The sequence below is a fragment of the Bowmanella yangjiangensis genome (assembly GCF_017255015.1).
Lineage (GTDB): Bacteria > Pseudomonadota > Gammaproteobacteria > Enterobacterales > Alteromonadaceae > Bowmanella > Bowmanella yangjiangensis.
The window spans coordinates 1-24,207 of sequence record NZ_JAFKCS010000023.1; the positions used below are offsets into that span (position 1 = coordinate 1).

The window sequence follows — 24,207 nt, forward strand, 5'->3', positions numbered from 1 at the left end:
CCTGGGCGAGTTCCTGGCCCTGGCTGTATCGCTGGAAGACCTGTCTATTAAGCAGAAAAATGCCAAAGCGGAACTACTCGCTAAGACCCTTGATCAGGCCACTGAAAAGCTGCTGAACGAGAATAAATCACCGCTACGTCGTGCCGGTGAACTGGACAACCGTGGCAGCCACTTCTATCTGGCCATGTACTGGGCTGAAGCCTTGGCTAACCAAAGCAAAGATGCTGAGCTGGCGGCTAAGTTCAAACCTCTGTTTGAAGCCTTGCAAGCTAATGAAGCCAAGATTTTGGCTGAGATTGATGCGACTCAAGGCAATCCGCTGGATATCGGTGGTTACTACCTCCCTGAAGAAGCTAAGGTTAGTAAAGCCATGTTCCCAAGTGAGGTGTTTAAGAGCGTACTGGCTACCTTATAATTGAAAAGTAAATGATGGAAGCCCGGCATTGACCGGGTTTTTTTTATGCTTGGCTGAACTTGCGAGAAGCTATTCAGTATCGTGAGACGATGTTGAATAATTTATTTTATGGTTCATAAGTTAAAACACCAACTAATTGAATTAAATAGCAAATCAATAATAGATCGAAGAATATAAATATAAGCTATAAATCAGATGTAATTAGTCTATATTTAGGGCGGTCATAAACAGCAGAAATAAAAAAAGCAGACAATGTGTATCTGCTTTTTTTATTTTGCCAAGCCGGATTTATCTTTCTGGCTCGATAGCTAACTCGATGTTCTCAGCGTGTAGTCCCTTAGGACCCTGTTGCACTTCATACTTAACTTCCTGACCCGCTTTAAGAGAGCGGTAACCCTCCATCTGGATCGTAGAATAGTGAGCGAAAACATCCTCACCGCCGTCTTCCGGTACGATAAAACCGAAACCCTTAGCGTTGTTGAACCATTTAACCTTGCCAACTGCCATACTTCTGCTTCCTCTAGAGCCCTTGAACTGTCCCGTGATAATCCCCACAATGAGACTTAGGGATTAAGGTTCCCTGACTACTGCAAATTAAGGGAACCTAAAAAATGTAGATTTTTTAACCTGAATATGTCAAGGGTAAATTTAACATTTTACTAAAAAGTCAGAAATTCCCATTTAGCATTTTAATTGAACGGCTATTATTTGAAGTATGAGTAAAGACAGCATCATTAGTCATGACAAGCAACTCGAGGCGGTAAAACGCAAAGTTCAGCCGCCTCCAATGTATAAAGTGTTGCTGAACAACGATGACTACACGCCGATGGACTTCGTGGTAGAAGTGTTGATGCGTTTTTTTAATATGACAGCGGACAAAGCAAACCAATTGATGTTGACGGTGCACTACGAGGGACGAGCGGTATGTGGTATTTACACTGCGGAAATCGCTGAAACCAAGGTTATGCAAGTCAATCAGTACTCCAGGAAGCATCAACATCCATTAATGTGTTCCATGGAGCCAGCTTGAATCGTCGAGCGCAGTAGTAAGGGGTCGCGTATGTTGAATAAAGATTTAGAGCAAACGTTAAATCAGGCGTTTATTTTCGCTCGTGAGCATCGCCATGAATTTATGACGGTCGAGCATTTACTATTGGCACTGCTTGACAACAAAGCGGCTCGAGAGGCACTCAAAGCCTGTGGTGCCAATATCGATGTTATTCGTGCTGAGTTAACCGATTTTGTCAAAGACACTACACCATTGATTCTTGATGGACCTGAATCTGATCGTGAAACCCAACCAACCTTAGGTTTTCAACGCGTATTGCAACGCGCGGTTTTCCATGTGCAATCTTCCGGAAAAGATGAAGTGACTGGGGCCAATGTATTGGTTGCCATTTTTAGTGAGCAGGAATCCCAGGCGGTTTACATTCTTAAAAAGTCGGACGTGACCCGTTTGGACGTGGTGAATTTTATTTCCCATGGTGTATCGAAATCGGAAGAAGATCGCCCCTCACAGGTTGAACGTGAAGACGAACCGGGCGAAGTAGAAGAGGGTACATCTACCCTGGATAAGTATTCCACCAACCTTAATGTGATGGTTAAGGAAGGTAAGGTTGACCCGTTAATCGGCCGTGATATGGAGCTGGAGCGTACAATTCAGATCCTATGCCGCCGGCGCAAGAATAACCCGCTACTGGTTGGTGAAGCGGGGGTGGGTAAGACGGCCATTGCTGAAGGCTTGGCATACCGTATAGTGCAAAAAGAAGTACCGGAAGTGATTGCCGACGCCACCGTTTATTCGCTGGATTTGGGCGGATTGCTGGCGGGTACCAAATACCGTGGCGATTTTGAAAAGCGGTTGAAGGCCATCTTGAAAGAGTTGGAGCGTGATGAGCACGCTATTTTGTTTATTGATGAGATCCACACCATTATTGGTGCTGGCGCTGCGTCTGGTGGGGTCATGGATGCATCCAACCTGCTGAAACCTAAGCTTTCCAGTGGTGAGTTGCGCTGTATTGGTTCAACTACGTATCAGGAATATCAGGGTATTTTTGAGAAAGACCGGGCGCTGGCCAGGCGTTTCCAGAAAATTGATGTGATAGAACCTAGTGTGGATGATACCACCAAGATCTTGATGGGATTGAAGTCTCGTTATGAAGAGCACCATGGCGTGCGCTACACGCACAAGGCTGTGCGCGCCGCTGCGGAGCTTTCTGCAAAGTATATCAATGAGCGTCATTTGCCGGATAAGGCCATTGATGTCATAGATGAAGCCGGTGCCAGTCAGCGTTTATTGCCCGTGTCAAAGCGCAAGAAAACCATTGGCGTGGCGGAGATAGAACAGATTATTGCCAAAATGGCGCGTATCCCTGAGAAGTCGGTGTCGGCTTCTGACAAAGAAACGCTTAAGAACCTGGACCGCAACCTCAAAATGGTGGTATTTGGCCAGGACAATGCCATAGAGACGCTTACAAACGCTATTCGCTTGTCTCGCAGTGGTCTTGGCAGCGAAACCAAACCCATTGGTAACTTCTTGTTTGCTGGTCCCACTGGGGTAGGTAAAACAGAGGTAACCCAGCAGCTTGCGAAAATCATGGGGGTGGAGCTGGTTCGTTTTGATATGTCTGAATATATGGAGCGTCATGCCGTCAGCCGGTTAATTGGCGCCCCTCCAGGTTATGTGGGCTTTGATCAGGGCGGTTTGTTAACGGATGCTGTGATTAAGCATCCGTATTCGGTGGTGCTGCTGGATGAAATAGAAAAAGCACATAGCGATATATATAACATCCTGCTGCAAGTGATGGATCACGGTACCCTGACCGATAATAATGGACGTAAGGTAGATTTTCGTAACGTGGTGTTGGTGATGACCACCAACGCAGGTGTGCAGGAGACGGTGAGGAAATCTATTGGCTTTAAACAGCAAGATCACAGCCATGATGCACTGGCCGAGATAAACCGCATATTCAGCCCGGAGTTCAGGAACCGGTTAGATGGCATCATTTGGTTTAATCATCTTGAGGCTGACATTATTCTGCAGGTGGTCGACAAGTTCATTGTTGAACTACAGGTGCAGTTGGATGCCAAAGGCGTATCGCTGGAAATTACTTCTGATGCGCGCGCTTGGCTGGCTGAGAAAGGCTATGACAAGGCGATGGGAGCGAGGCCAATGGCCAGGGTTCTGCAGGAGCACGTGAAGAAGGAGCTGGCCAATCAGTTGTTGTTTGGTGAGCTGTCTGATGGCGGCAGCGTTAAAATTGATGTGAAGGATGACAAACTGAGCTTTGATTACAGTATGAGTAGTTCAAAGGCTGAAGTTTGAAAAATGTAAAAGGCCCGTATAACGGGCCTTTTTTTATCTTTCCGCGAAAAAATTAACGAGCGCGGTAGATAATACGTCCTTTAGTCAGATCGTATGGGGTCATCTCGACTGTGACTTTGTCGCCGGTGAGAATGCGGATATAGTTTTTGCGCATTTTGCCAGAGATGTGCGCGGTAACCACGTGACCGTTTTCAAGCTCAACACGAAACATAGTATTTGGAAGGGTGTCCAATACCGTGCCTTCCATTTCAATACAGTCTTCTTTCGCCATCTAAAAAAATTACCTTTGTTTATCGCTAGTTACTTTCCGGTTTGGGGGAATTCCCAAGCAGAATGTGATGAATATTGTCGTTCCCAGGGGGCAAAGTCGTGTTTACCTGAAATTTCCTTATTACCAGGGAAGTTTTTCCTATCTGGTACCCAGAGAAATGCCGCGCAGATTTTGCCCAAATATACCGCCACTGTAAAGCGTACTCTGGATTTTTTTACTTTTTCAGCCCTGATCTTGCTCTCGGTACCAGTTACCACGGATAAATTTCTCGTGAGGGTGGAAGCGGGATTTGTAGTTCATTTTGTCACATTGATCTATTTGGTAGCCCAGATAAAGGTGCGCCTTACCTAAGCTTTGCGCCACCTCAATTTGTCGCAATATGGCAAGTGTGCCCAATGAAAGTGTTGACAGGTCGGGTTCAAAGAAAGTGTATAAGGCCGACAATGCCTGCTTGGTAACATCTGTAATGGCCAGGCCGACTAACTGCGAATCCAGCCATAGTTCAAGATACAGAGGATTACCCCAGGGCGCTTGGGTAAAGGTATGATATTGCTCTTGTGAAGGCGGGTACATGCTGCCGTCTTGATGGCGCGCCGCAATATAACGGGCGTACATAGGGTAATACTCGGTTTTGTTCGTTTCCGACAACCGGTGTTCTATGTGCAGCGTGGCTTTTATTAGTTTTCGTTGTCCACGGCTGGGTTTGAATTGCGCAACGGGAATGCGTAAAGATTGGCAGGCATTGCATTGCGGGCAGTGGGGACGATAGACATGCTCACCGCTACGTCTGAATCCTGCACCGAGCAGATATTGATAATGTTCTACGCTTACCGGCGTGGCATCGGCCAGGACGATAAGCTGCTCGTCTTCCTCTGGCAGGTAACTACAGGTAAAGGGATGGGTGAGAGCAAACTTCATTCTGACGCTTACTCGTTAAGGCATTTTTTCTGCCAGCAATCGCTGCTAACCGACGAAGCAACGGCTGGTTTGAGTCTGCTTAAAAATTGCGAGCGGGGTATTTCTTTTACGCCTAAGCTGGCTAAGTGTGGGTTTTGCAACTGACAATCTATCAAGTCAAATGCCATCCCTTTTAGATAGTGAACTAAGTGAAAAAATGCCAGTTTGGAGGTGTTGCTTCGCAAGTGAAACATTGACTCACCGCAAAATATTTTGCCGATACTAACGCCGTATAATCCCCCAACTAGTTCCTGTTTGTCCCACACTTCCACTGAGTGTGCGTGTCCTGCCTGGTGCATGGCCATATAGGCCTGAATCATCTGCTCAGTGATCCAGGTGCCGTTAATATCTCTTGGTACTGAGGCACAGTGGCGGATGACTGCGTCAAAATCCGTATTCAGGGTGACTTGATAACGTTTCGACCTGGCCAGTTTGGCCAGACTTTTACTACAAATGAATTCATCCAGTTCCAAAATACCCCTTGGATCAGGGGACCACCATAAGATGGGCTCGCCCTGGCTGAACCAAGGGAAAATGCCATTGCTATAGGCCAACAAGAGGCGAGCGACAGTTAGATCACCACCAAAAGCCAGTAAGCCGTTTGGGTCCACTAATGCTAGGGTTGGATCAGGGAACTGCAGGCGTTGGTCGAGTTTATAGAAATGTTCGCTCATAGGCGGGAAAGAGGCAGGCTTATGCCTGCCTTCGAGGCTTATTCCAGACCGTCCAGATACTTCTCTGCATCCAGTGCGGCCATACAGCCGGTACCGGCCGAAGTAATGGCCTGACGGTAAACGTGGTCACACACATCCCCGGCAGCAAAAACACCAGGTACGCTGGTTGCGGTGGCATTGCCATTCAGACCACTGTTAATCTTGATATAACCATCATTCATATCGAGTTGGCCGGCAAAAATATCGGTATTAGGTTTATGGCCGATAGCCACAAATAAGCCCATTACGTCCAATTCTTCGGTACTGTCGTTTTGCGTATCGCGAATGCGTACTTTTGTCACACCCATCTCATCACCCAGCACTTCGTCGAGGGTTTTGTTCAGGTGCAATACAACGTTACCATTCTTGGCTTTTTCCATCAGGCGGTCAGCCAGGATTTTTTCACTACGGAAGCTGTCGCGTCGGTGAATAACATGCACTTCTGAAGCAATGTTGGACAAGTACAGCGCTTCTTCAACCGCGGTGTTACCACCACCTATCACCGCTACTTTTTGATTGCGGTAGAAGAATCCGTCGCATGTTGCACAGGCGGAAACGCCTTTACCCATAAAGGCTTGCTCAGAGGGTAAACCCAGATACTTGGCTGAAGCCCCGGTAGCGATAATCAGCGCATCACAGGTATAGCTGCCGCTGTCACCTTTGAGGGTGTATGGACGTTTAGAAAAGTCTACTTCGTTGATGTGATCGAAGATGATTTCGGTATCAAACTTCTCGGCGTGCTTTTGCATGCGCACCATCAAATCTGGACCGGTCAGGCCCTCTGGATCACCTGGCCAGTTTTCAACCTCAGTGGTGGTGGTTAATTGGCCGCCCTGTTGAATACCGGTGATCAATACAGGGTTAAGGTTGGCACGTGCCGCGTAAACGGCTGCCGTGTAGCCCGCGGGGCCTGAACCTAAAATCATCAGGCGGCTATGTCTTGCTTCAGCCATAAATTCTCCAGCTAAAAAGTTGTACTACATAATTCATGCAAGGGACCGGTGCCCCTGCTATTGAGATTCAAGCCGGCGCAAAAATTCCGCCATCACTTCGTAATAAAGGGCTTGCCCTAAAAACTTGTCTTCAACGCTCGAATCGATACTAGGGTTGTCATTGACTTCAATTACCGCCACCCGGCCGTCTTTGGTCTGTTTGACATCTACCCCGTAAAATCCATCACCAATCAGTCGACAGGCTTTCAAGGACGCTTCGAGGACCGGCTGTGGTACTTCATAGGTCGGCATGGTTTCAAAGCCACCCGTAGCGGCTTTCTTACCGTCATCATGGCGGTAAATCTGCCAGTGTCCTTTCACCATAAAGTATCTGCAGGCGTAAAGCGGCTTGTTGTTCAGTACGCCGATACGCCAGTCGTACTCGGTATATAGGAACTCCTGCGCTAAAACCAAGGCCGAAGTCTTGCTTAATTTTTTCATGGCATCTACCAACTCATCCATGTTGGTGGCTTTAAACATGCCGCGCGAAAAGGCCCCGTCTGGTATTTTCAACACGATTGGAAAGCCTAAATAATCAATGGCGTGCTGCAGGCTTTCCTTGTCAGTACGACTTAGTAACAAGGTTTTTGGCGTGGGAACCTTATTGGTTCGCAACAAATCGGCCAAATAAACCTTATTGGTACAACGCAGAATAGAGGTTGGGTCGTCTATAACGACCATGCCTTCTGCTTCAGCCTTTTTGGCGAATCGATAGGTGTGGTGGTCAATAGAGGTGGTTTCGCGGATAAAGAGTCCGTCGTATTCCGCCAGGCGCACATAATCACGCTTGCCGATGGTTTCCAGATTGATACCCAGCTTATCTGCAGCCTTAATAAAATTGTTCAGCGCTTTCTTGTCGCTGGGAGGCATGCTTTCTTCAGCGTTAACCAACATCGCCACATCATATCGATAGTGTTTGCGTGTCTTAGGCTTACGCCACAGGCGGTTACTGAATTTCTCCAGTGTGTTGGCTAAGAATTCCTGCTCGGCTTCATCGGTGATTTCTTTTAATGACAGGGTATGAACCTTTTCCAGGCTCCACTGGCCGTCATATTCCAGCGTGACTTCCAACACAGGAGCGGCAAAGCGTTCAAAAATGTTTTTGGCCAGTTCGGCAAACTCGGTTTGCAAACATTCACCTAAAAAGATGCGGAATGTGGTCTGGGTGTCATTACCCGCTGGCTTTAACTTAGCAATAGATTTTGCGACTTCTTCGAGCTTTAGTGTGTAAAGCTTCTTACGACGCAAATCGTTAAGTACGCTGATATTGGGGATCACTTTATGCCCCCGGGCCTCCGCCAGCAAAGAGCAGTAGTAACCGCGTCCCAGCGCCCGCTTGTTGCGACAAAAATTGAGGATCCGTACCGTTTGATCGGCGGGGATATCGGTTTTGGCCAGGTATTGATCAAAGGAGATTACTTCTCGACTGGGGAAGTAGGGAGCCCAATCGTCCAGGTCGTCCACGACCACAAAGTATCCAGACATGCTGACTAATGCCTTAGACGCCTGTTAGCGTCAGATAAGAGGTATAACAAATTCGTCTGCTTATTGTGCCCGACAAGGACATTATGCAGACCGCTAAAATACACTAAAACAAGTGTTGCAATAATAGTTTTAAACGATTGGCTTGTCTTGTATTTGCATATTGCAGTTTCTGAGTTTAAGCCTAAACTATCGCGACGCATTTTTGCGAGTCTATGTTGTTGAACACACTTGTTATTCGACCTGCTCAACTGACTGATATCTCCGATTTAGTCACGTTGGAAAAAGCCAGCTTTACGACGGACAGAATTTCCCGTCGCAGTTTTACCTATTTTATTCGTAAAGGGCATTGCTCACTGATAGTTGCCTACGATGGTCAGCACTTGGCGGGTTATGCGCTGGTGCTCTACCGCAATGGCACTCAGCTCGCCAGGCTATACTCTATTGCCGTATCTGATGCTAGCCGCGGTAAAGGCGTGGCTCAGCAGTTGCTCAATGACGTCGAGCAGCGCGCTTCAGAAGAGTTGTGCTTGTTTATGCGTCTTGAGGTTCGGGTAGATAATCAGGCTGCCATCAACCTCTATCAAAAACTCAAGTACCGTCCGATTGGTAGGGTTGAAGGGTATTACGAAGACGGTGGCGATGCGCTGCAGATGGAGCGCACTTTGCGTCCCACTTCCCTAGGCAAACAGCCCAGCATTCGCTACCAACAAACGACAGACTTTACCTGCGGTCCGGCAAGTTTGATGATGGCTATGCATAAACTCGATACACGCTATCAAATGTCCATGGCCGAAGAGATTCAGATTTGGCGTGAGGCGACCACTATCTTTATGACGTCCGGTCATGGCGGATGCAGCGGCTTTGGTTTGGCATTAAGTGCCTGGCGTCGTGACTACAAGGTACATTTGTACGTGAATCAGACCAATGTGCCATTTATCAACAGTGTTCGCGATCCACAAAAAAAGGTGGTGATCGAAGAGGTTCACAAGCACTTCCTCCAACAGTTGCAAGAAACGCAAGTGGACATCCAGTATACGCCGCTGACCTTAGCCAAGTTGGATGAATATCTGCAGCAAGGAGCGGTGTTAGTGAGTTTGATCAGCATGTGGCGGCTAACGCGCGACAAGGCACCACATTGGGTGTTAGTGACAGGGGCTGACCAGAATTGTGTCTCTATTACCGATCCCGAGCGAGACTATGAAAGTTGGCAGACGGAAATGGACTTTACCAATGTGCCTGTGAGCCGGGAAGAATTTATAAAAATGGCCTCTTTCGGCAGAGATAGGCTAACCAGTACCTTGGTGTTATACCGATAAATAAGCTTACTGGTATTGCGGAGCGGCGAGTGACAGAAAACTTTGCCGCTAACTGGGGTAAATGCTGATATAGTTAAAACGTAGTGTTTTAAACCGAGGGGCAGTTATGGGGCAATCCATCACCAGCATGTTCAAAGATGGTCAGGCTTACATGCAACTGTGGCCAATGCAGCCTGAACTGTATGGGCTTTTCCCTGAGTGTCGTGTTATCGCGGCTACGCGTTTTTCCATCCGCTTTATGCCTCCGCTGGCCGTGATTGTCGCCTTTGCCCATGTAAGCACCTTAGGCCATGAAGCCTTGCCTCAGGCGCTAGCTATGGCAGCTTTCTTTTTGAGTCTGCCATTACAGGGGTTATTGTGGCTTGGCCATAGGGCAAACCAGTCACTACCGCCGGCTATTTTTTCCTGGTATCAGGAGATCCATTCGAAAATGCGCCAGCAAGGTTGCCAGCTCCAGGATATTCAACGTAGACCTAAATATATGGAACTGGCGGGATTATTGCGTAAAGCATTTGATGAACTAGACAAGGTATTTACCCGCCAGTGGTTTTGAGCAGAGCGTAAAATCAAGCCTAAACAAGGGTATCGAGTAGCTGACCCTGTTCACTATGATTGTATTTATAGTACTTCAACTCTGTTTCCAGATTGTAGTGTTGTAACTCTCGTTCAATTTTCAGCGTTATACGGTAATTCTCATCCAGTGTATTTAGCGTTTGCCTGGTTTTTTCCTGGGGTAAACGCTGTTCCTTCGCTTCTTGCCAACTGTTAGCTAAATCTTTTCGTTGCTGGACAGACTTTACGTCCCCCACAATGGATTGGTTATGGGAAAATGCGATTGCAATGGACATGTTCATAATGACTCACCTCCAAATCTTATATCGACATTTATGCTTAATAAATGAGCAGATTTTTCCGGTTTTTACGTTGAATGGCAGATGACAGGCTGTGCTTGAGGTGCAACAATCCAGGGGAATACCTGTCTGTTAACTCAGGGAAATAAAATGAATTCCTATAAATCTCTGGCCGTGTCTTTGCTGCTGGGCGCTGGTGCCATCCAGGCAGAGCCTCAATCAATGCTGATTCCCAGTGACATTTTTAGTTTGGAGTATGCCTCCGGGATCACGGGTGGTGCTGAGTCTGGAAGTGTGTTTTTTATTCGTAATTACATGGACATCTACCAGGATAAAAAGCTTGGCAACATCTGGCAGGTGGATAAACAAGGGCAGATGTTACCGTTAACCAGCGGGGCTCATCAGGATTATGGGTTAGCCTTGTCACCGGATAAAAGACGTTTAGCTTATGTGTCGACTCAGTCAGGGAAACCGCAGATTCATCTGCAGTGGTTGGATAAGAAAGTCAGTGGGCAGATTAGCCATTTGACCTCATCCCCCAGTGGACTGACCTGGTCACCTGATGGCAGTAAGTTGGCCTTTAAGATGTTTGTCAAAGGAAAAGCCAAGTCTCCAGTGGCCCTGAGTGGTATGCCTGTTGGTGCAAAATGGGCAGAACCGGCGGTATTTATTGACGACGTTATTTACCGAAACGACGGTGGCGGCTATGCCGAGCCTGGGTATGTACAGATCTTTGTGCTTGATGCGCAGGGCGGCAGCCCTCGCCAGCTTACCTTTGGCGACTACAACCACAGTGGCGGTTTGAGTTGGAGTAAGGATGGCGAATCTTTGTATTTTTCTGCCAATCTGCATGAAGACTTCCGCACGGCACCGATGAATAGCGAGATTTATCAACTGGAGCTGGCCTCTGGAAAGATAAAGGCTATTACCGAGAGAAACGGGCCGGATAGCAGCCCTCAGGTATCGCCGGACGGTAAATATCTTGCTTACCTTGGCTATGATGACAAGCGTACAAACTATGAGAATAACCAGCTCTATGTCTTGGAACTGGCCACGGGTAACAGCCGTTCAATCAGTGCTGACTTAGATCGCAGCATCAGTGATTTTAAGTGGGATGCCAAAGGGCGGGGCTTATATATTCAATATGATAACCAAGGTAAAACCCTACTGGCATTTCAGGGACTTAATGGTAAACGCCAAGTTCTGACGGACAGTTTGGGCGGACAGTCCTATGGGCGGCCCTACACCGGCGCTGAGTTTGATGTAGCAGAGGACGGCTCCCTGGTGTTTACCTATTCTAGCCCTGACAGACCAGCAGATATTGCGGTGTTAAAAAAGGGTGAACCGCAATTATTAACCCATTTAAATGACGATGCCCTGGGTCATAAGACCTTGGGTAAGGTGGAGGAAATTTGGTACAAGTCACAAGCCGATGGTCTGGATATTCAAGGCTGGGTGGTGTATCCGCCAGATTTCGACGCCAGTAAGAAGTATCCGTTGTTGCTTGAGATCCATGGTGGGCCGACAACCGCCTATGGCCCGCACTTTTCTGCGGAAGTACAGTTGTTTGCAGCCGCGGGTTATGTGGTGCTGTATACCAATCCCCGTGGCAGCTCCAGTTATGGTCAGCAATTCGCCCAGACTATTCACCACAATTATCCCAGCCAGGATTATGATGACCTTATGAGTGGTGTGGACATGCTCATTGGCAAAGGCTTCATTGATGCCGAGCAGCTTTTTGTGACTGGTGGTTCCGGTGGCGGCGTGCTAACCGCCTGGATTGTCGGTCATACGGATCGCTTTAAAGCCGCGGTGGTGGCTAAACCCGTTATTAATTGGTACAGCTTTGTCCTGACTGCAGATATGTATCCATTTTTTACCCAGTATTGGTTTGCTAAGAAACCCTGGGAAGATCCAGAGCATTATCTGAAACGTTCACCCATTAGCTATGTGGGTAATGTAAAAACGCCAACCATGTTACTGACAGGTGAGGCTGATCATAGAACGCCTATTTCCGAAACGGAGCAATATTATCAGGCACTCAAACTGCAAGGAGTGGACACAGCCATGGTCAGAGTTCCAGACGCACCGCACGGCATTTACAAACGCCCAAGTAACCTTATGACCAAAGTGCAGTATATTCTATGGTGGTTTGATAAGTATCGGGGCAGCCAGGAGCAAAAAGCCCAATGATTTTGCTTATAGTTTATGTGTTGGTAGCCCTGGGTTTTTCGTTTCTGTGTTCTATCGCCGAGGCAGTGATCCTGAGTGTATCTTCTGCCTACATCTCTGTTCTGGAGGGGGAAGGTCGTCCGGCCGGGCAATTGCTGAGAAGTCAAACCGATGATATTAATCGGCCTTTGTCGGCAATTCTGACCTTAAACACCTTTGCCCATACCTTTGGTGCCGCCGGTGCTGGTGCGCAGGCGGCCGTTGTATTTGGTGATGCCTATCTGGGACTTGCGTCTGCGGTGTTGACGTTACTGATCCTGATTTTTTCGGAGATTATTCCCAAAACCTTGGGCGCGACGTATTGGCGCCAGTTGGCGCCCATAACAGCCTACTTGCTGAAGTACCTGATCTGGGGCATGTATCCCTTTGTGGTGATGTCTAACTGGCTAACCAAACATATATCGCCAGATAGTTCTCAGCGAGGTTTGAATCGCGCCGAGCTTTTGGCAATGGCTGAGTTATCCCGGGATGAAGGGCAACTGGCGTCGCGTGAGGCGCATATTCTGCAGAACCTGCTTAACTTGCATCAAATGAAAATCAAAGAAGCCATGACCCATCGCACCGTGGTGTTTTCATTGCCGGAAGTTATGACGGTGGAAACCTTCTTTCATAAGCATGACGATGTCACCTTTTCCCGTATTCCTGTGTATGAGAATGAGCCAGAGCAGGTCACTGGCTTTGTGCTCAAGTCTGATCTGCTTTTGGCTCAGGCGCGTGGCAATGGACAACGTACGTTGGGTGAGTATCGCAAAGATATGGTGACTATGCTGAGTAGCATGCCATTGGTGCAGACCTTTGATCATTTTTTGAATAATCGGGCGCACATGCTGTTGGTCGTGGATGAATACGGTGGGCTTGAAGGGATCCTGACGCTGGAAGACTTACTTGAAGCTATGTTGGGTCTTGAAATTGTGGATGAAAAAGACAAGGCTGTGAGTATGAAGAAGTTGGCACAAGTGCTTAGCCGTCGGCGTATGGATAGTGCATCTGTGCGAAAATCAGAATAATAATAGTAACTCAGCGCATAATTACGCTGCTTGCGTTAAGTTGCTGAATATTTGACGTTTTATTCTATACTCTAGGTTCCAGTTTTTAGCAGGGGCAGGCTATGTTGTGGCAGGGGCAGGGTATCGAGGTACTTGAGCAATCCGCATCCCTTCATGGGGTGATGGTTAATTGTGAGAAAGCGCATCATTTGTTTGCCCAAGGCGATCTGAATACCACCTTGTATCGTTTGGTGAGTGGTTCGGCAGTTTTGCAGTTGCGCCAGCAGGATACCACAGTGAATGCCCTGGATTTACAACCAGGACAGTGGGTAGGCCAAGCCATTTTGGCAGGCGAAGAGAACCTCGGTTTTGGCCTGCTATGTACCTCTTCGTGCCTGTTTGAATCTGTTGATTGGTCGTTAATCGACAAAGCCAAGCTGGATGAGGTGGCTGTCCACTTTGAGCCCCTGCATCATAGGCTACATACCATCAGATTAGTGCTGCAGACCTTCTTGCGCAGTTATCCGAATGTGTCTGCCGAGTTTCTGCAGGAACTGATTCAAAGTGCGCATTTTTCTTATCTAAAGGAAAATCAGACCCTGTTTGAGCCGGGCGATTCGGCTCAGGTGATGTATTTTTTACTGAGCGGAAAAATAGATGTCTATGCCGGTGACAAGGACAGTCTGAGACGGGTAGGGGAGATTTTCCATGGTGAAGCCTTTGGCGAAATGTCACTGTTCAGCAACCAAGTGCGAACCGTGCGTTTGGTGGCAACGCGTTCCTGTGCTTTGATTAGTCTGGACAGACAGCAGTTTGATCGGCTGTCGGTAGAGTTTCCCTGGCTCAGCACTTATATCGTCTCCAGTTTGATTGATCGCATCAAAAAACAAAGTGAGAAAAACAGTCGTAAGGTAAAACCGGTAAACCGCCTGGTATTAGAATGTGGTCGGGATGGTGCGCACGACACAGCTAAACAACTTAAGTCCATTTTATGGCAGAGTGCCTTTGGCGTATTCAGCGAAGAAGAGGTGTGCAGAAAATTTGCATACCGTCAGATTAGCGATATCAACCATGCAACCTTGATTGATCATCTGGATGCCCGCGAACAAGACAATGCTATCAATCTGTATTTTTCCAGTCTGGATGCTGATGACTGGACCAAGATCTGCCTCGAACGGGCCGATGAGGTATGGTTACTAGCCGAAGAAAGTCATGGGGTTCAGAATCTGCTGGCCTGGCTGTCTAAATTCAGCCAGATGTTTTCCTGGCAAAAGCAGCGAAAACATCTGGTGCTTATCCACCCTCGGGTTGCCCATATCAGTGCAACCAGCCAATGGCTGGATGTTCTGGGCATTCGTCAGCATTTTCATCTGCAGCAGGACAGCCGCCTGGATGTGGAACGCCTAAGTCGCTATCTGACTGACCAGTCGCTGGGTTTAGTCTTAGGTGGCGGTGGTGCCCGAGGTTTTGCCCAGATTGGCATTTTTAAAGCTATGCAGGAAGCCGGTGTTAATGTGGATTGGGTGGGAGGTACCAGTATGGGCTCTATTATGGGCGGCTGGATTGCATTGGGATGGAACAGCGAGCAAATTATTGTCGCCATAAGGCGCTTTTTTGTGTCGGTAAATCCCCTCGGAGATTACACCTTACCGATGATTTCGCTATCGAAAAGTCAGCGTCTGGATAAGCTATTGCATGAAGGATTTGGCGACATTCAAATTGAAGAACTGCCGTTACCGTTTTTCTGTGTGTCGTCGGATATGAGTACCGCTGAAGAACGTGATCATGAGCGAGGGGTATTGTGGCGTGCGATTCGTGCCAGTGTGTCTATTCCTGGGGTTATTGCCCCGGTAATAGACGGCGGCCATTATCTGGTTGATGGCGGCCTGTTCAACAATTTGCCCTGCGATCTGATGCGTCAGCGCAATCGTGGGCCTATCGCCGCCATCGACGTGAGTCCAGAAGAGGATTATCTGACCCAACTCAGTGAGGTGCCGTCGCCTTGGCAATTGCTGGTTAATAAATTGCTAGGCAGAGAACAGCCCAAGGTTCCCTCAATACTGCATACCTTACTGCGTTCCTCTATGCTGGCCAGCGCACAGCGGCAGAAAGCCAACCGAGAGATGGTAGATTACTTTATCCAGCCGCGTATCGAAAACGTCGGTATGCTGGACTTTCGCCAAGCTCAGCGCATCATTCAGATTGGCTACCAGGAAGGGCTGGCCTACCTGCAGCAAGGCCATATGGCTTCACTGGTCAGTCAGGCCTCTTAATCAGTCAAATACCGCAATAATCTGGCGACTGATGGCTATCAGCTCGCCCTGCTTATCCCAGATATTGGCTTCGCTATGACAGTACCCATCGGCAGCCTGGCGCGTATCGGCTTGATAGGCAAACCAATCATCCGGCGCCACGGGTTGATGAGGATGAATAAATTCCAGGTTCCAACTCATGGTACTGGCTGGGGCTGGCCAGCGCAGCATTTGTAAAATGGTCGGCGGCCAGGCGTCAATCAGGGCGATCAGGTGGGCATCGGTAATTTGTGCAGGAGGTTGGGTAAAGCGCATCCAACCATGTACACTGGCGTGTGACTTTCCTGTAAACGGCAAGCCACCTTCCACCACTGACAAGTCCATATGTTTAAGAAACTTAGGTGTCACTTTCGGAATTTGGGGAATGAACTTGGCTTTAGTTGGCAGTGGCATTTGATGTCGACTCTGGGATTCCACCCGAATTTTGGACTCCCGTTCAGTGCCGAAACACGCCTGGCTAAATACCGCAACCTGCCCTTCTTGTATGGCACTGGCAATAACCTGAGTAACGTTCTTACCATCCCGTAGCAAGGTCACTTCAATGTTAAAATCCGTATCTGGAAGTAATGGCCCGATAAAGTTGGTTGTCAATGACCTAAGTGGTCGGTCTGACGCGACTTTCTCGCGGATAGCGGCATATAACAGTGCCGCGGACAGTCCGCCAAACACTGTGCGCCCCTGTGTCCAATCTTTGGGTATACGTAAGGTTGGACTGGACACCTGACTGTTATGGATCTGCAGCAATAGTTCATCAATATGCATGAATTACCCAAGTTGGTAAGCGATGCCGGTCAGCTTAACTGGTCGGACAACTATCGTAAAGGTACTTTATTCTGCCGGTTGTTCGGGTGAATCAAGCCAGTTAAGTTTGCTGGCTTTGGCGGTGATCTCAGCAAGGCGATGAGCATTGGCCTGTGACAGGGGGTGGGATGACAATTCTTTATGTAGTATGGCAATGGTTGCCCGTTTATGGGTATGTACGCCCGCTTCTACCATGCTTTGTAATAAATTAACGCTAAAGGCGGGCTCTGCGGGAAACAGCAAATATGCCTGATAAAAATCGTCAATGGCGTCGGCAAATTCGTTTCGACTATAAAACTCCAGGCCCTGTTTGTTAAATGCCATGGCTCTGGTTTTTCTGTCGCCCAGGGTTTCCTGATTGCGTCGCATCATCAGGCTGGAAACGGTTTTTTCATTTTCATCGGGCAAATGTTCAAGTTTGTGTTCCAGTTCGCAAAGGAGCTCAGATGCTTTGGCAATTTCGCCTGCACCAAACCAGGCATTCACGGCATCCGATAAGGTGGGGATATCCATGCTAAGTACACTTTGCATATCTTGCTGATCCAGCAGCTCCTTAGCTTTGTTTAGATCCCCCTCGAGCATAAAGCTCAGGGCAGTCATAAAGTTACGCTTGATGTCTACATCCTGGCCATGCAAATTGCGACCGGCACTGCCAATAAGAAAACGGGCGACCTGCAGGTGCTTGGCTCGCTCTGTCTCAGGAGCATCCTGAGCGCGGGTTAGGTAGCAGCGGGCTAAATCCAGGGACAGCTCGTTAAAGCGTTCGCGGATATTGCGGTTGGACTCGCGCTTTTTCTCCAGCAGGCTGATGGCATCATCCATCTGATCTTGTACCTGATACAGATAGGCCTTCAGCCGTGCAGCAGACAGAGACAATTCTCCTTCCTTGATGCGGTCGATGTATTCCTGGGCTTTTTGATATTCCTGTTTATCTATATTAATCCGGGTCAGCCATTCGCAGGCTTTGTCATTGGTCAGATGGGTATCTAATAATGCCTGTAACATGGCCTCGCTTTTTTCTGTATTGCCAGCCAGGTAGGTGTTTTGAATCAGGCCCCATTTAGCCCAGATGATATTATCTGACGCCTTAAGGATGTCTGTGTAAATGGCCACGGCTTCATCAAAGCGGCCAAGCTTGGTCAATAAGCGGGCACGCAATTTAATCATATTGGTGCGGGCTTTGGGCATCTGGTTGTCGCTAAGCAAGCTATCCAGGGTGTGTAAGGCTTGCTCATAGGATTCGCTGTCCATTAGCTTTAACACCGGCGACAGGTAGTGGTTAAAGTTGATACAGGCGCGTAAGGTCTTCTCCAGATTGCGAATGGTGTAGGGTTTAAGCACTAAAGCGTCCGGATGTACGTCGACAATCTGGCCGATAATCATCGGCATACGATCGGAGGTGACAAACACCAAACTGGTTGAAGGTTTTAGCAAACCTTCCTTTTGCATCTCATTGACCACCTCTACACCGTTTTTATGCTGGCCAAGATGAAAATCCATCAGGATCAAATCGAAATGTCGTTGTTTGAGCACAGGCTTGAGCTCGCGGCCATGGCTGTAACAGCCAATATCGGCATAACCCATTTCCATTAAATGATTGCGCAGATTAAGGCGGGCAACACCATTATCTTCAACAATGGCAATGTTGATATTGTCGACCAATCTGACTCCAGTACAAGCAACGCAGCCTTGAGCATAGCAACCCAGTTCAGGATTCGACAAAAAAATATCCTAAAAACAGGTGCCTGAGCGATACGTCTGATTGTCTATGTGAAGCTCCTTGCGTTAGTTGGAATAGGACATTTTTGTTGTACAGAGAAGTTGTCATGGACGGGGAAAAATTTTTACAAGTTTACGTTAACGTCAAGGTAAAAACTCTGCTAAGGTAGCTCACACTATATTAACAAGCTGCTCCATTCAGTGAGTGGCCAGCAACAGATGGATGTCCTATGAAACAGATCCCCTTGCTTATCAATGGTGAGTTTGTTGCCTCGCAATCGTCACAACTTATTGATGTGACTAACCCTGCAGACAACAGCGTGATTGCCCAGGTTCCTTGTGCAACCGAACAGGAAGTGCAAGCTGCCATAGCCTCAGCTAAGGAAGCGTTTAAAACCTGGCGCAATGTGGCGGTACCAGAGCGTGCCCGCCTGATGATGCGCTATCAGGCGCTGCTGAAGCAGCATCACGACGAGATTGCTGAAATTCTCAGCCAGGAAACTGGTAAGACCTTTGACGATGCCAAAGGTGATGTATGGCGCGGTATTGAAGTGGTTGAACAGGCTATGAATATCCCGGCGCTGCTGATGGGTGAGACGGTGGAAAATGTAGCGCGCGGTATTGATACTTACAGCTATATTCAGCCACTCGGCGTTTGTGCGGGTATCACACCCTTTAACTTCCCGGCCATGATCCCGTTGTGGATGTTCCCTCTGGCCATTGCTGCCGGTAATACTTTCGTACTCAAGCCTTCCGAGCAGGATCCTATGACGCCAACCCGTCTGGCCGAGTTATTCCTTGAAGCGGGCGCGCCTAAAGGGCTGCTGAACATTGTCCACGGCGGTGCCAAAGAGGTGGATCAATTACTCACCCATGAAGATATCAAGGCGGTGTCTTTTGTCGGCTCAGTGCCCGTGGGGCAGCATATTTATAAAACGGCCACCGATAACATGAAACGCGCCCAGTGCTTTGCCGGTGCCAAGAACCATTCAGTGATCATGCCGGATGCCAACAAAGCGCAGGTACTGAATAACCTTGTCGGTGCCTCAGTGGGTGCTGCTGGTCAGCGTTGTATGGCCATTTCCGTGGCGGTGTTTGTCGGCAAGGCCAAAGAATGGATCCCGGAATTGGCCGAGATGATTGGCAAAGTCAAACCCGGTGTTTGGAACGACAAAGAGGCCGGTTATGGCCCCCTGATAAGCCCCAGAGCGAAACAACGTGTATTGTCTTTGATTGAGCAAGGTAAACAGGAAGGTGCCGAGTGTCTGGTCGATGGCAGCCAATTCAGCCTGCCGGGTTATGAGGCGGGTAACTGGGTGGGACCCACCGTATTTACCGGTGTAAACGAGCAGATGACCATCTATAAAGAAGAAATCTTTGGCCCGGTACTGTGCTGCATGGAAGTGGAAGAGCTGGAAGATGCCATTGCGCTGGTAAATCGCAACCCCTTTGGTAACGGCACCAGCATCTTTACCGCCTCCGGTGCGGCCGCACGTAAATACCAACATGAAATCGAAGTGGGGCAAGTGGGTATCAATGTGCCCATTCCTGTGCCATTGCCGTTTTTCTCTTTCACTGGCTGGAAAAACTCCTTCTACGGCGACCTGCACGCCTACGGCAAACAAGCAGTGCGCTTCTACACTGAAACCAAAACGGTTACCAGCCGCTGGTTTGAAGATGATATTCCACATGGTCCGAATATGACCATCAGCTTACGCTGATTGTGATAGGGCACAGGGGCTGTTTGCCAGCGTGTCTGTGCTTTGAGTGTTTTTTCACGGCCGGTAAACACCGGCCGTAACGGACATACAGGTAATTTAACGTGAACTTTAATCTTACCGATGATCAATTGGCCTTTGTTGAAACGGCCAGACAATTTGCTGAACAGGAACTGGCCCCTCACGCCGGTGAATGGGACAAGCAGCACCATTTTCCCAAAGACGTAATCCAAAAAGCCGGTGAACTGGGCTTCTGTGCCTTGTATACCCCGGAAGAAGCGGGTGGTTTGGGCCTGTCCAGACTGGACTCCTCGATTATCTTTGAACAACTGGCCATGGGCTGCACTGCCACGACCGCCATGATGACCATTCACAATATGGCCAGTTGGATGATTGCCAAATGGGGAACCGAGGCGGTGAAGTCCGCCTGGTGTGAGCATTTAGTTACCGGCCAGAAACTGGCTTCCTACTGTTTGACTGAGCCTGGCTCAGGCTCTGATGCCGCCTCGCTGCGCACCTCTGCCAGAAAAGAAGGTGATCACTATGTGGTCAACGGCTCCAAAATGTTTATCTCAGGCGCCGGTGAAACTGATGTACTGGTGGTGATGGTTCGTACTGGTGAAGCTGGCCCCAAAGGTATTTCGGCGCTGGTGATCCCGGCAGATGCCCAAGGCATTGTTTACGGCAAGGCCGAAGAGAAGATGGGCTGGAACGCTCAACCCACCCGACTGGTGACCTTTGAGGATGTTAAAGTGCCAGCAGAAAATTTGTTGGGCATGGAAGGCGAGGGTTTCAAATTCGCTATGCAGGGCCTGGACGGCGGGCGGATTAATATTGCTACCTGCTCTATCGGCACCGCGCAGCAGGCGCTGAACACGGCGCGCAACTATATGCTGGAACGTCAGCAATTTGGTAAGCCGCTAGCGGCGTTTCAGGCCCTTCAATTCAAGCTCGCTGATATGAACACTGAACTTGTAGCGGCAAGGCAGATGGTAAGACTGGCTGCCTTTAAACTGGATAATAACGACCCGGAAAAAACCGCTTATTGTGCCATGGCCAAGCGCTTTGCTACCGATGTGGGCTTTAAGGTGTGTGATGATGCCCTGCAAATTCACGGCGGCTACGGTTATATTCGTGAGTATCCACTGGAGCGCCATGTCAGGGATGTGCGAGTACATCAAATCCTGGAAGGCACCAACGAGATTATGCGCCTGATCGTGGCAAGACGCCTGTTGGCCGACGATGTTGGTGAGATCCTGTAGGAGATGAGCATGCAAGACATGGAACAGCAAGCTTTGGTGGTATTTGAAGAGAGAGTCACCGCCAATGGTAAACGCATTGGCCATGCCACTTTAAAGAAGCCTAAGGCATTAAATGCCCTGAACCTGTCGATGATCCGCCTGTTAATGCCGCAAATGCTGGCTTGGCAGCAGGACGACAACATTGTCGCGGTGATCCTGGATGGCAGTGGCGACAAGGCATTTTGTGCCGGCGGTGATGTGGTAGCCATGCATAACGCTATGCTGGAGCAACCCGGTCAGGTGCCCCGCTCACTAGAAGTGTTTTTCACTGAGGAATACCGCCTTGACTATCTGCTGCATACTTACAACAAGCCGTTGTTGGTGTGGGGTAACGGTATTGTGATGGGGGGGGGATTGGGCTTAATGAGTGGGGCCAGCCATCGTATCGTGACCGAAAGCTCACGTATCGCCATGCCGGAAATCACTATTGGCCTTTATCCCGATGTGGGCGGCAGCTGGTTCTTAAACCGTATGCCAACTGGTTGTGGGTTGTTTCTGGGCCTGACTGGCGCCAGCATCAATGCTACGGATGCTCTGTATGTAAAACTGGCCGATCATTTTATCAGTCATGGGCTGAAGGATGAGTTTATTGAGCAGATGCTGGCGATTAAGTGGGGGGGGACCCAATCCCTGAATCACGAAAAGCTCAGCAATCTGTGTGCCCAGTTTCAGCGAGACTGCCAGTCGCAGTTACCCCGCGGTAATGTCAAAGAGCACCATGCTCTGATTCAACAAGTCACCAGCCACCACAGTCTGACTGACGCGGTATCAGCGATCCAGGCGCTGGATCCCATGCAAGACAACTGGCTGGCAAGGGCAGTACAAACCCTCAATGCTGGCTCCAGCGTGACCGCCCATTTGGTCTGGGAGCAACTTAAACGTGGCCGCGCCTTAAGCCTGGAAGATTGCTTCCGTATGGAGCTTAACCTGTCCTGTCGCTGTGGCGAGGCTGGTGAGTTTCAGGAAGGGGTGCGTGCCTTACTGATTGATAAAGACAATCAACCTAAATGGCGCTACGAGTCGGTGGCTGATGTACCGGCTGACTATGTCGAATGGTTCTTCAAGCCTATCTGGGATGCTCAGCAGCATCCCCTCGCTGGGCTTGGTAAGGAATAGGAGATCTATATGCAAATTGCATTTGTTGGACTCGGCAATATGGGCGGGCCCATGGCCGCCAACCTGGTGAAAGCCGGTTTTAATGTTCATGTGTTTGATTTGGTTGAAGACAATATTAAGTCGCTGGTCAAGGCCGGAGCCACTGCTGCAAGCTCCGCTGTTGATGCGGCTAAAGGCGCAGATGTGGTGGTGTCCATGTTACCTGCCGGCAAGCATGTGCGTAGCCTGTATCTTGGCGATGATGGCCTGGTAGCACACCTGAAATTTGGCGCTTTGGTCATTGACTCTTCCACCATCGATGCCGAAAGTGCCCGTGTGGTTGCACAAGGATTGGCGGACAAAGGTATTGATTTTGTTGATGCGCCGGTTTCCGGTGGGGTAGCCGGGGCCGCAGCGGGTACCTTGACCTTTATCGTCGGTGGCAGCGAGGAGCAATTCGACAAGGCCAAGCCCGTATTACAAGCCATGGGTCAGAATATCTTTCATGCCGGTGGCCATGGTGCCGGGCAGGTTGCCAAGATCTGCAACAATATGCTGTTGTCGGTGCTGATGGTGGGCACCAGTGAAGCGCTCAAGCTGGGACTGGACAACGGCCTGGACGCTAAAGTGCTATCAGACATTATGCTGCAAAGCTCGGGCTGTAACTGGACACTGCAAAAGTACAACCCTTGTCCTGGGGTGATGGAGAATGTGCCGTCTACCCATGGTTATCAGGGCGGTTTTATGGTGGATTTGATGCGTAAAGACCTGGGGCTTGCCATGGACACAGCCAAACAAAGCCATTCATCCACGCCGCTTGGCGCTTTGGCGCAAAGTCTGTATGCCATGCATAGCCTGCACGGCAATGGTAACAAAGACTTTTCCAGTATTTTCACCCTGTTCGGTCAAGCCGATACCCATAAGTGAGTGAGCGTATGCAATTACAAGATAAAGTGATCGCCATTACCGGCGCAGCCCAGGGCTTGGGTTTGGCCATGGCACAGGCGTTTGTCGCTAAGGGCGCGAAAATTGCGCTGCTGGATATGCAGGCCGACGCGGTAGAACAGGCTGTCAGCCAACTCAATGCCAACGGTGATTGCGCTAAAGGCTTTGTGGTCAATGTCACCGATGAGCAACAAGTGGAGCAAGCCTTTGCCGATATCGCTGCACACTTCGGTGCGTTAAACGGATTGATAAACAGTGCCGGTATTATGCGAGACGGTATGTTGCTTAAGGTCAAAGATGGCGAAGTGCTGGACAAAATGTCGCTAAGCCAATTTCAATCTGTGATTGATGTGAATCTGACCGGTACTTTTTTATGTGGCCGGGAAGCCGCGGCGCAAATGGTTAAAACCAAGAGTGCAGGGGTGATCATCAATCTGGCCTCGGTATCGCGAGCGGGGAATGCCGGGCAAAGCAACTATTCTGCCTCTAAAGCAGCGGTATCAGCGATGACGGTGACCTGGGCTAAAGAGTTGGCGCGTTTTGGCATTCGCACAGGCTGTATTGCGCCGGGTCTAGTGGAAACGGCAATGGCGGCGCAAATGCGTCCGGAAATGCGTGAGCGTTTCTTAAGCGCTGTACCGCTCAGACGGTTAGCCGAACCGGATGAAATTGCCCACGCCGCGGCCTTTATTTTCGAAAATGACTACTTTACCGGTCGGGTATTGGAAGTCGATGGCGGTACACGCATTTAACCCTAAGCAAGGCGGCAATCT

Annotated in this window: 22 protein-coding genes; 13 read left to right on the forward strand and 9 right to left on the reverse strand. The window is 49.1% G+C overall.

What is annotated here, in order from left to right; translation table 11 throughout:
• A partial coding sequence (locus J0A65_RS17935; RefSeq protein WP_206595722.1) for an NADP-dependent isocitrate dehydrogenase occupies positions 1 to 415 on the forward strand: 415 nt, incomplete at its 5' end.
• Between the two features lie 288 nt (positions 416 to 703).
• Here J0A65_RS17935 and cspD read toward each other — a convergent pair.
• Positions 704 to 922 (reverse strand): cold shock domain-containing protein CspD, encoded by a 219-nt coding sequence (gene cspD / locus J0A65_RS17940; RefSeq protein ID WP_206595723.1) that lies wholly within the window; start codon positions 920 to 922, stop codon positions 704 to 706.
• A 208-nt stretch (positions 923 to 1,130) separates the two neighbouring features.
• Here cspD and clpS point away from each other — a divergent pair, with 208 nt between their 5' ends.
• Together clpS and clpA are read left to right on the forward strand one after the other, a co-directional pair.
• On the forward strand, positions 1,131 to 1,445 hold the full coding sequence (gene clpS, locus J0A65_RS17945; protein WP_206595724.1) for an ATP-dependent Clp protease adapter ClpS: 315 nt from the start codon (positions 1,131 to 1,133) through the stop codon (positions 1,443 to 1,445).
• A 30-nt stretch (positions 1,446 to 1,475) separates the two neighbouring features.
• Entirely contained in the window at positions 1,476 to 3,740 is a 2,265-nt protein-coding gene (clpA, locus tag J0A65_RS17950; RefSeq protein ID WP_206595725.1) for an ATP-dependent Clp protease ATP-binding subunit ClpA, read from the forward strand.
• Between the two features lie 52 nt (positions 3,741 to 3,792).
• Here the strand turns inward: clpA and infA are convergent, their stop codons facing one another.
• The 5 genes from infA to J0A65_RS17975 form a co-directional block, all read right to left on the reverse strand.
• A complete protein-coding gene (gene infA, locus J0A65_RS17955; RefSeq protein ID WP_008844395.1) occupies positions 3,793 to 4,011 on the reverse strand; it encodes a translation initiation factor IF-1 in 219 nt (72 codons plus the stop codon).
• A gap of 222 nt (positions 4,012 to 4,233) precedes the next feature.
• Positions 4,234 to 4,929 carry an arginyltransferase gene (locus J0A65_RS17960; RefSeq protein ID WP_206595726.1) on the reverse strand — a complete coding sequence of 232 codons (696 nt, stop codon included), beginning with the start codon at positions 4,927 to 4,929 and terminating at the stop codon, positions 4,234 to 4,236.
• Between the two features lie 8 nt (positions 4,930 to 4,937).
• Positions 4,938 to 5,642, reverse strand: coding sequence for a leucyl/phenylalanyl-tRNA--protein transferase (aat, locus tag J0A65_RS17965; protein WP_206595727.1), 705 nt, complete (start codon positions 5,640 to 5,642; stop codon positions 4,938 to 4,940).
• A gap of 38 nt (positions 5,643 to 5,680) precedes the next feature.
• Positions 5,681 to 6,634: a thioredoxin-disulfide reductase gene (trxB, locus tag J0A65_RS17970; protein WP_206595728.1), complete on the reverse strand. Its 954-nt coding sequence runs from the start codon at positions 6,632 to 6,634 to the stop codon at positions 5,681 to 5,683.
• Positions 6,635 to 6,691: 57 nt separating this feature from the next.
• Positions 6,692 to 8,158 (reverse strand): RimK family protein, encoded by a 1,467-nt coding sequence (locus tag J0A65_RS17975; protein ID WP_206595729.1) that lies wholly within the window; start codon positions 8,156 to 8,158, stop codon positions 6,692 to 6,694.
• A gap of 212 nt (positions 8,159 to 8,370) precedes the next feature.
• Between J0A65_RS17975 and J0A65_RS17980 the strand changes: the two genes are divergently transcribed.
• On the forward strand, positions 8,371 to 9,474 hold the full coding sequence (locus tag J0A65_RS17980; protein WP_206595730.1) for a GNAT family N-acetyltransferase/peptidase C39 family protein: 1,104 nt from the start codon (positions 8,371 to 8,373) through the stop codon (positions 9,472 to 9,474).
• A gap of 106 nt (positions 9,475 to 9,580) precedes the next feature.
• Positions 9,581 to 10,027: a terminus macrodomain insulation protein YfbV gene (gene yfbV, locus J0A65_RS17985; protein WP_206595731.1), complete on the forward strand. Its 447-nt coding sequence runs from the start codon at positions 9,581 to 9,583 to the stop codon at positions 10,025 to 10,027.
• 19 nt (positions 10,028 to 10,046) lie between these two features.
• Here yfbV and J0A65_RS17990 read toward each other — a convergent pair whose 3' ends face one another.
• Positions 10,047 to 10,328, reverse strand: a complete 282-nt coding sequence (locus tag J0A65_RS17990; RefSeq protein ID WP_206595732.1) for a hypothetical protein — start codon at positions 10,326 to 10,328, stop codon at positions 10,047 to 10,049.
• A gap of 147 nt (positions 10,329 to 10,475) precedes the next feature.
• Here J0A65_RS17990 and J0A65_RS17995 point away from each other — a divergent pair, with 147 nt between their 5' ends.
• The 3 genes from J0A65_RS17995 (at position 10,476) to J0A65_RS18005 (ending at position 15,816) form a co-directional block, all read left to right on the forward strand.
• On the forward strand, positions 10,476 to 12,518 hold the full coding sequence (locus tag J0A65_RS17995) for an alpha/beta hydrolase family protein (protein ID WP_206595733.1): 2,043 nt from the start codon (positions 10,476 to 10,478) through the stop codon (positions 12,516 to 12,518).
• Positions 12,515 to 13,564 (forward strand): CNNM domain-containing protein, encoded by a 1,050-nt coding sequence (locus J0A65_RS18000; protein WP_206595734.1) that lies wholly within the window; start codon positions 12,515 to 12,517, stop codon positions 13,562 to 13,564. The genes J0A65_RS17995 and J0A65_RS18000 overlap by 4 nt, the downstream gene beginning before the upstream one ends.
• A gap of 101 nt (positions 13,565 to 13,665) precedes the next feature.
• Positions 13,666 to 15,816, forward strand: a complete 2,151-nt coding sequence (locus tag J0A65_RS18005; protein ID WP_206595735.1) for a patatin-like phospholipase family protein — start codon at positions 13,666 to 13,668, stop codon at positions 15,814 to 15,816.
• Here the strand turns inward: J0A65_RS18005 and J0A65_RS18010 are convergent, their stop codons facing one another.
• The gene (locus J0A65_RS18010; protein WP_206595736.1) at positions 15,817 to 16,617 is read right to left on the reverse strand and encodes an acyl-CoA thioesterase; all 801 of its coding nucleotides are present in this window, start codon (positions 16,615 to 16,617) and stop codon (positions 15,817 to 15,819) included. It lies immediately after the preceding gene.
• A gap of 66 nt (positions 16,618 to 16,683) precedes the next feature.
• Positions 16,684 to 18,378 carry a response regulator gene (locus J0A65_RS18015; RefSeq protein WP_232850038.1) on the reverse strand — a complete coding sequence of 565 codons (1,695 nt, stop codon included), beginning with the start codon at positions 18,376 to 18,378 and terminating at the stop codon, positions 16,684 to 16,686.
• A gap of 227 nt (positions 18,379 to 18,605) precedes the next feature.
• On the opposite strand from J0A65_RS18015, the gene J0A65_RS18020 reads away from it, so the two are divergent.
• From J0A65_RS18020 to J0A65_RS18040, 5 genes are all read left to right on the forward strand, one after another.
• Positions 18,606 to 20,096: a CoA-acylating methylmalonate-semialdehyde dehydrogenase gene (locus J0A65_RS18020; RefSeq protein ID WP_206595737.1), complete on the forward strand. Its 1,491-nt coding sequence runs from the start codon at positions 18,606 to 18,608 to the stop codon at positions 20,094 to 20,096.
• Between the two features lie 101 nt (positions 20,097 to 20,197).
• Complete coding sequence (locus J0A65_RS18025) at positions 20,198 to 21,355, forward strand: acyl-CoA dehydrogenase family protein (RefSeq protein ID WP_206595738.1); 1,158 nt, start codon at positions 20,198 to 20,200, stop codon at positions 21,353 to 21,355.
• Between the two features lie 9 nt (positions 21,356 to 21,364).
• Complete coding sequence (locus J0A65_RS18030; protein ID WP_232850039.1) at positions 21,365 to 22,510, forward strand: enoyl-CoA hydratase/isomerase family protein; 1,146 nt, start codon at positions 21,365 to 21,367, stop codon at positions 22,508 to 22,510.
• A 9-nt stretch (positions 22,511 to 22,519) separates the two neighbouring features.
• Positions 22,520 to 23,416, forward strand: a complete 897-nt coding sequence (gene mmsB / locus J0A65_RS18035; RefSeq protein WP_206595739.1) for a 3-hydroxyisobutyrate dehydrogenase — start codon at positions 22,520 to 22,522, stop codon at positions 23,414 to 23,416.
• 8 nt (positions 23,417 to 23,424) lie between these two features.
• Positions 23,425 to 24,186, forward strand: a complete 762-nt coding sequence (locus J0A65_RS18040; protein ID WP_206595740.1) for an SDR family oxidoreductase — start codon at positions 23,425 to 23,427, stop codon at positions 24,184 to 24,186.
• Positions 24,187 to 24,207: the final 21 nt, after the last annotated feature.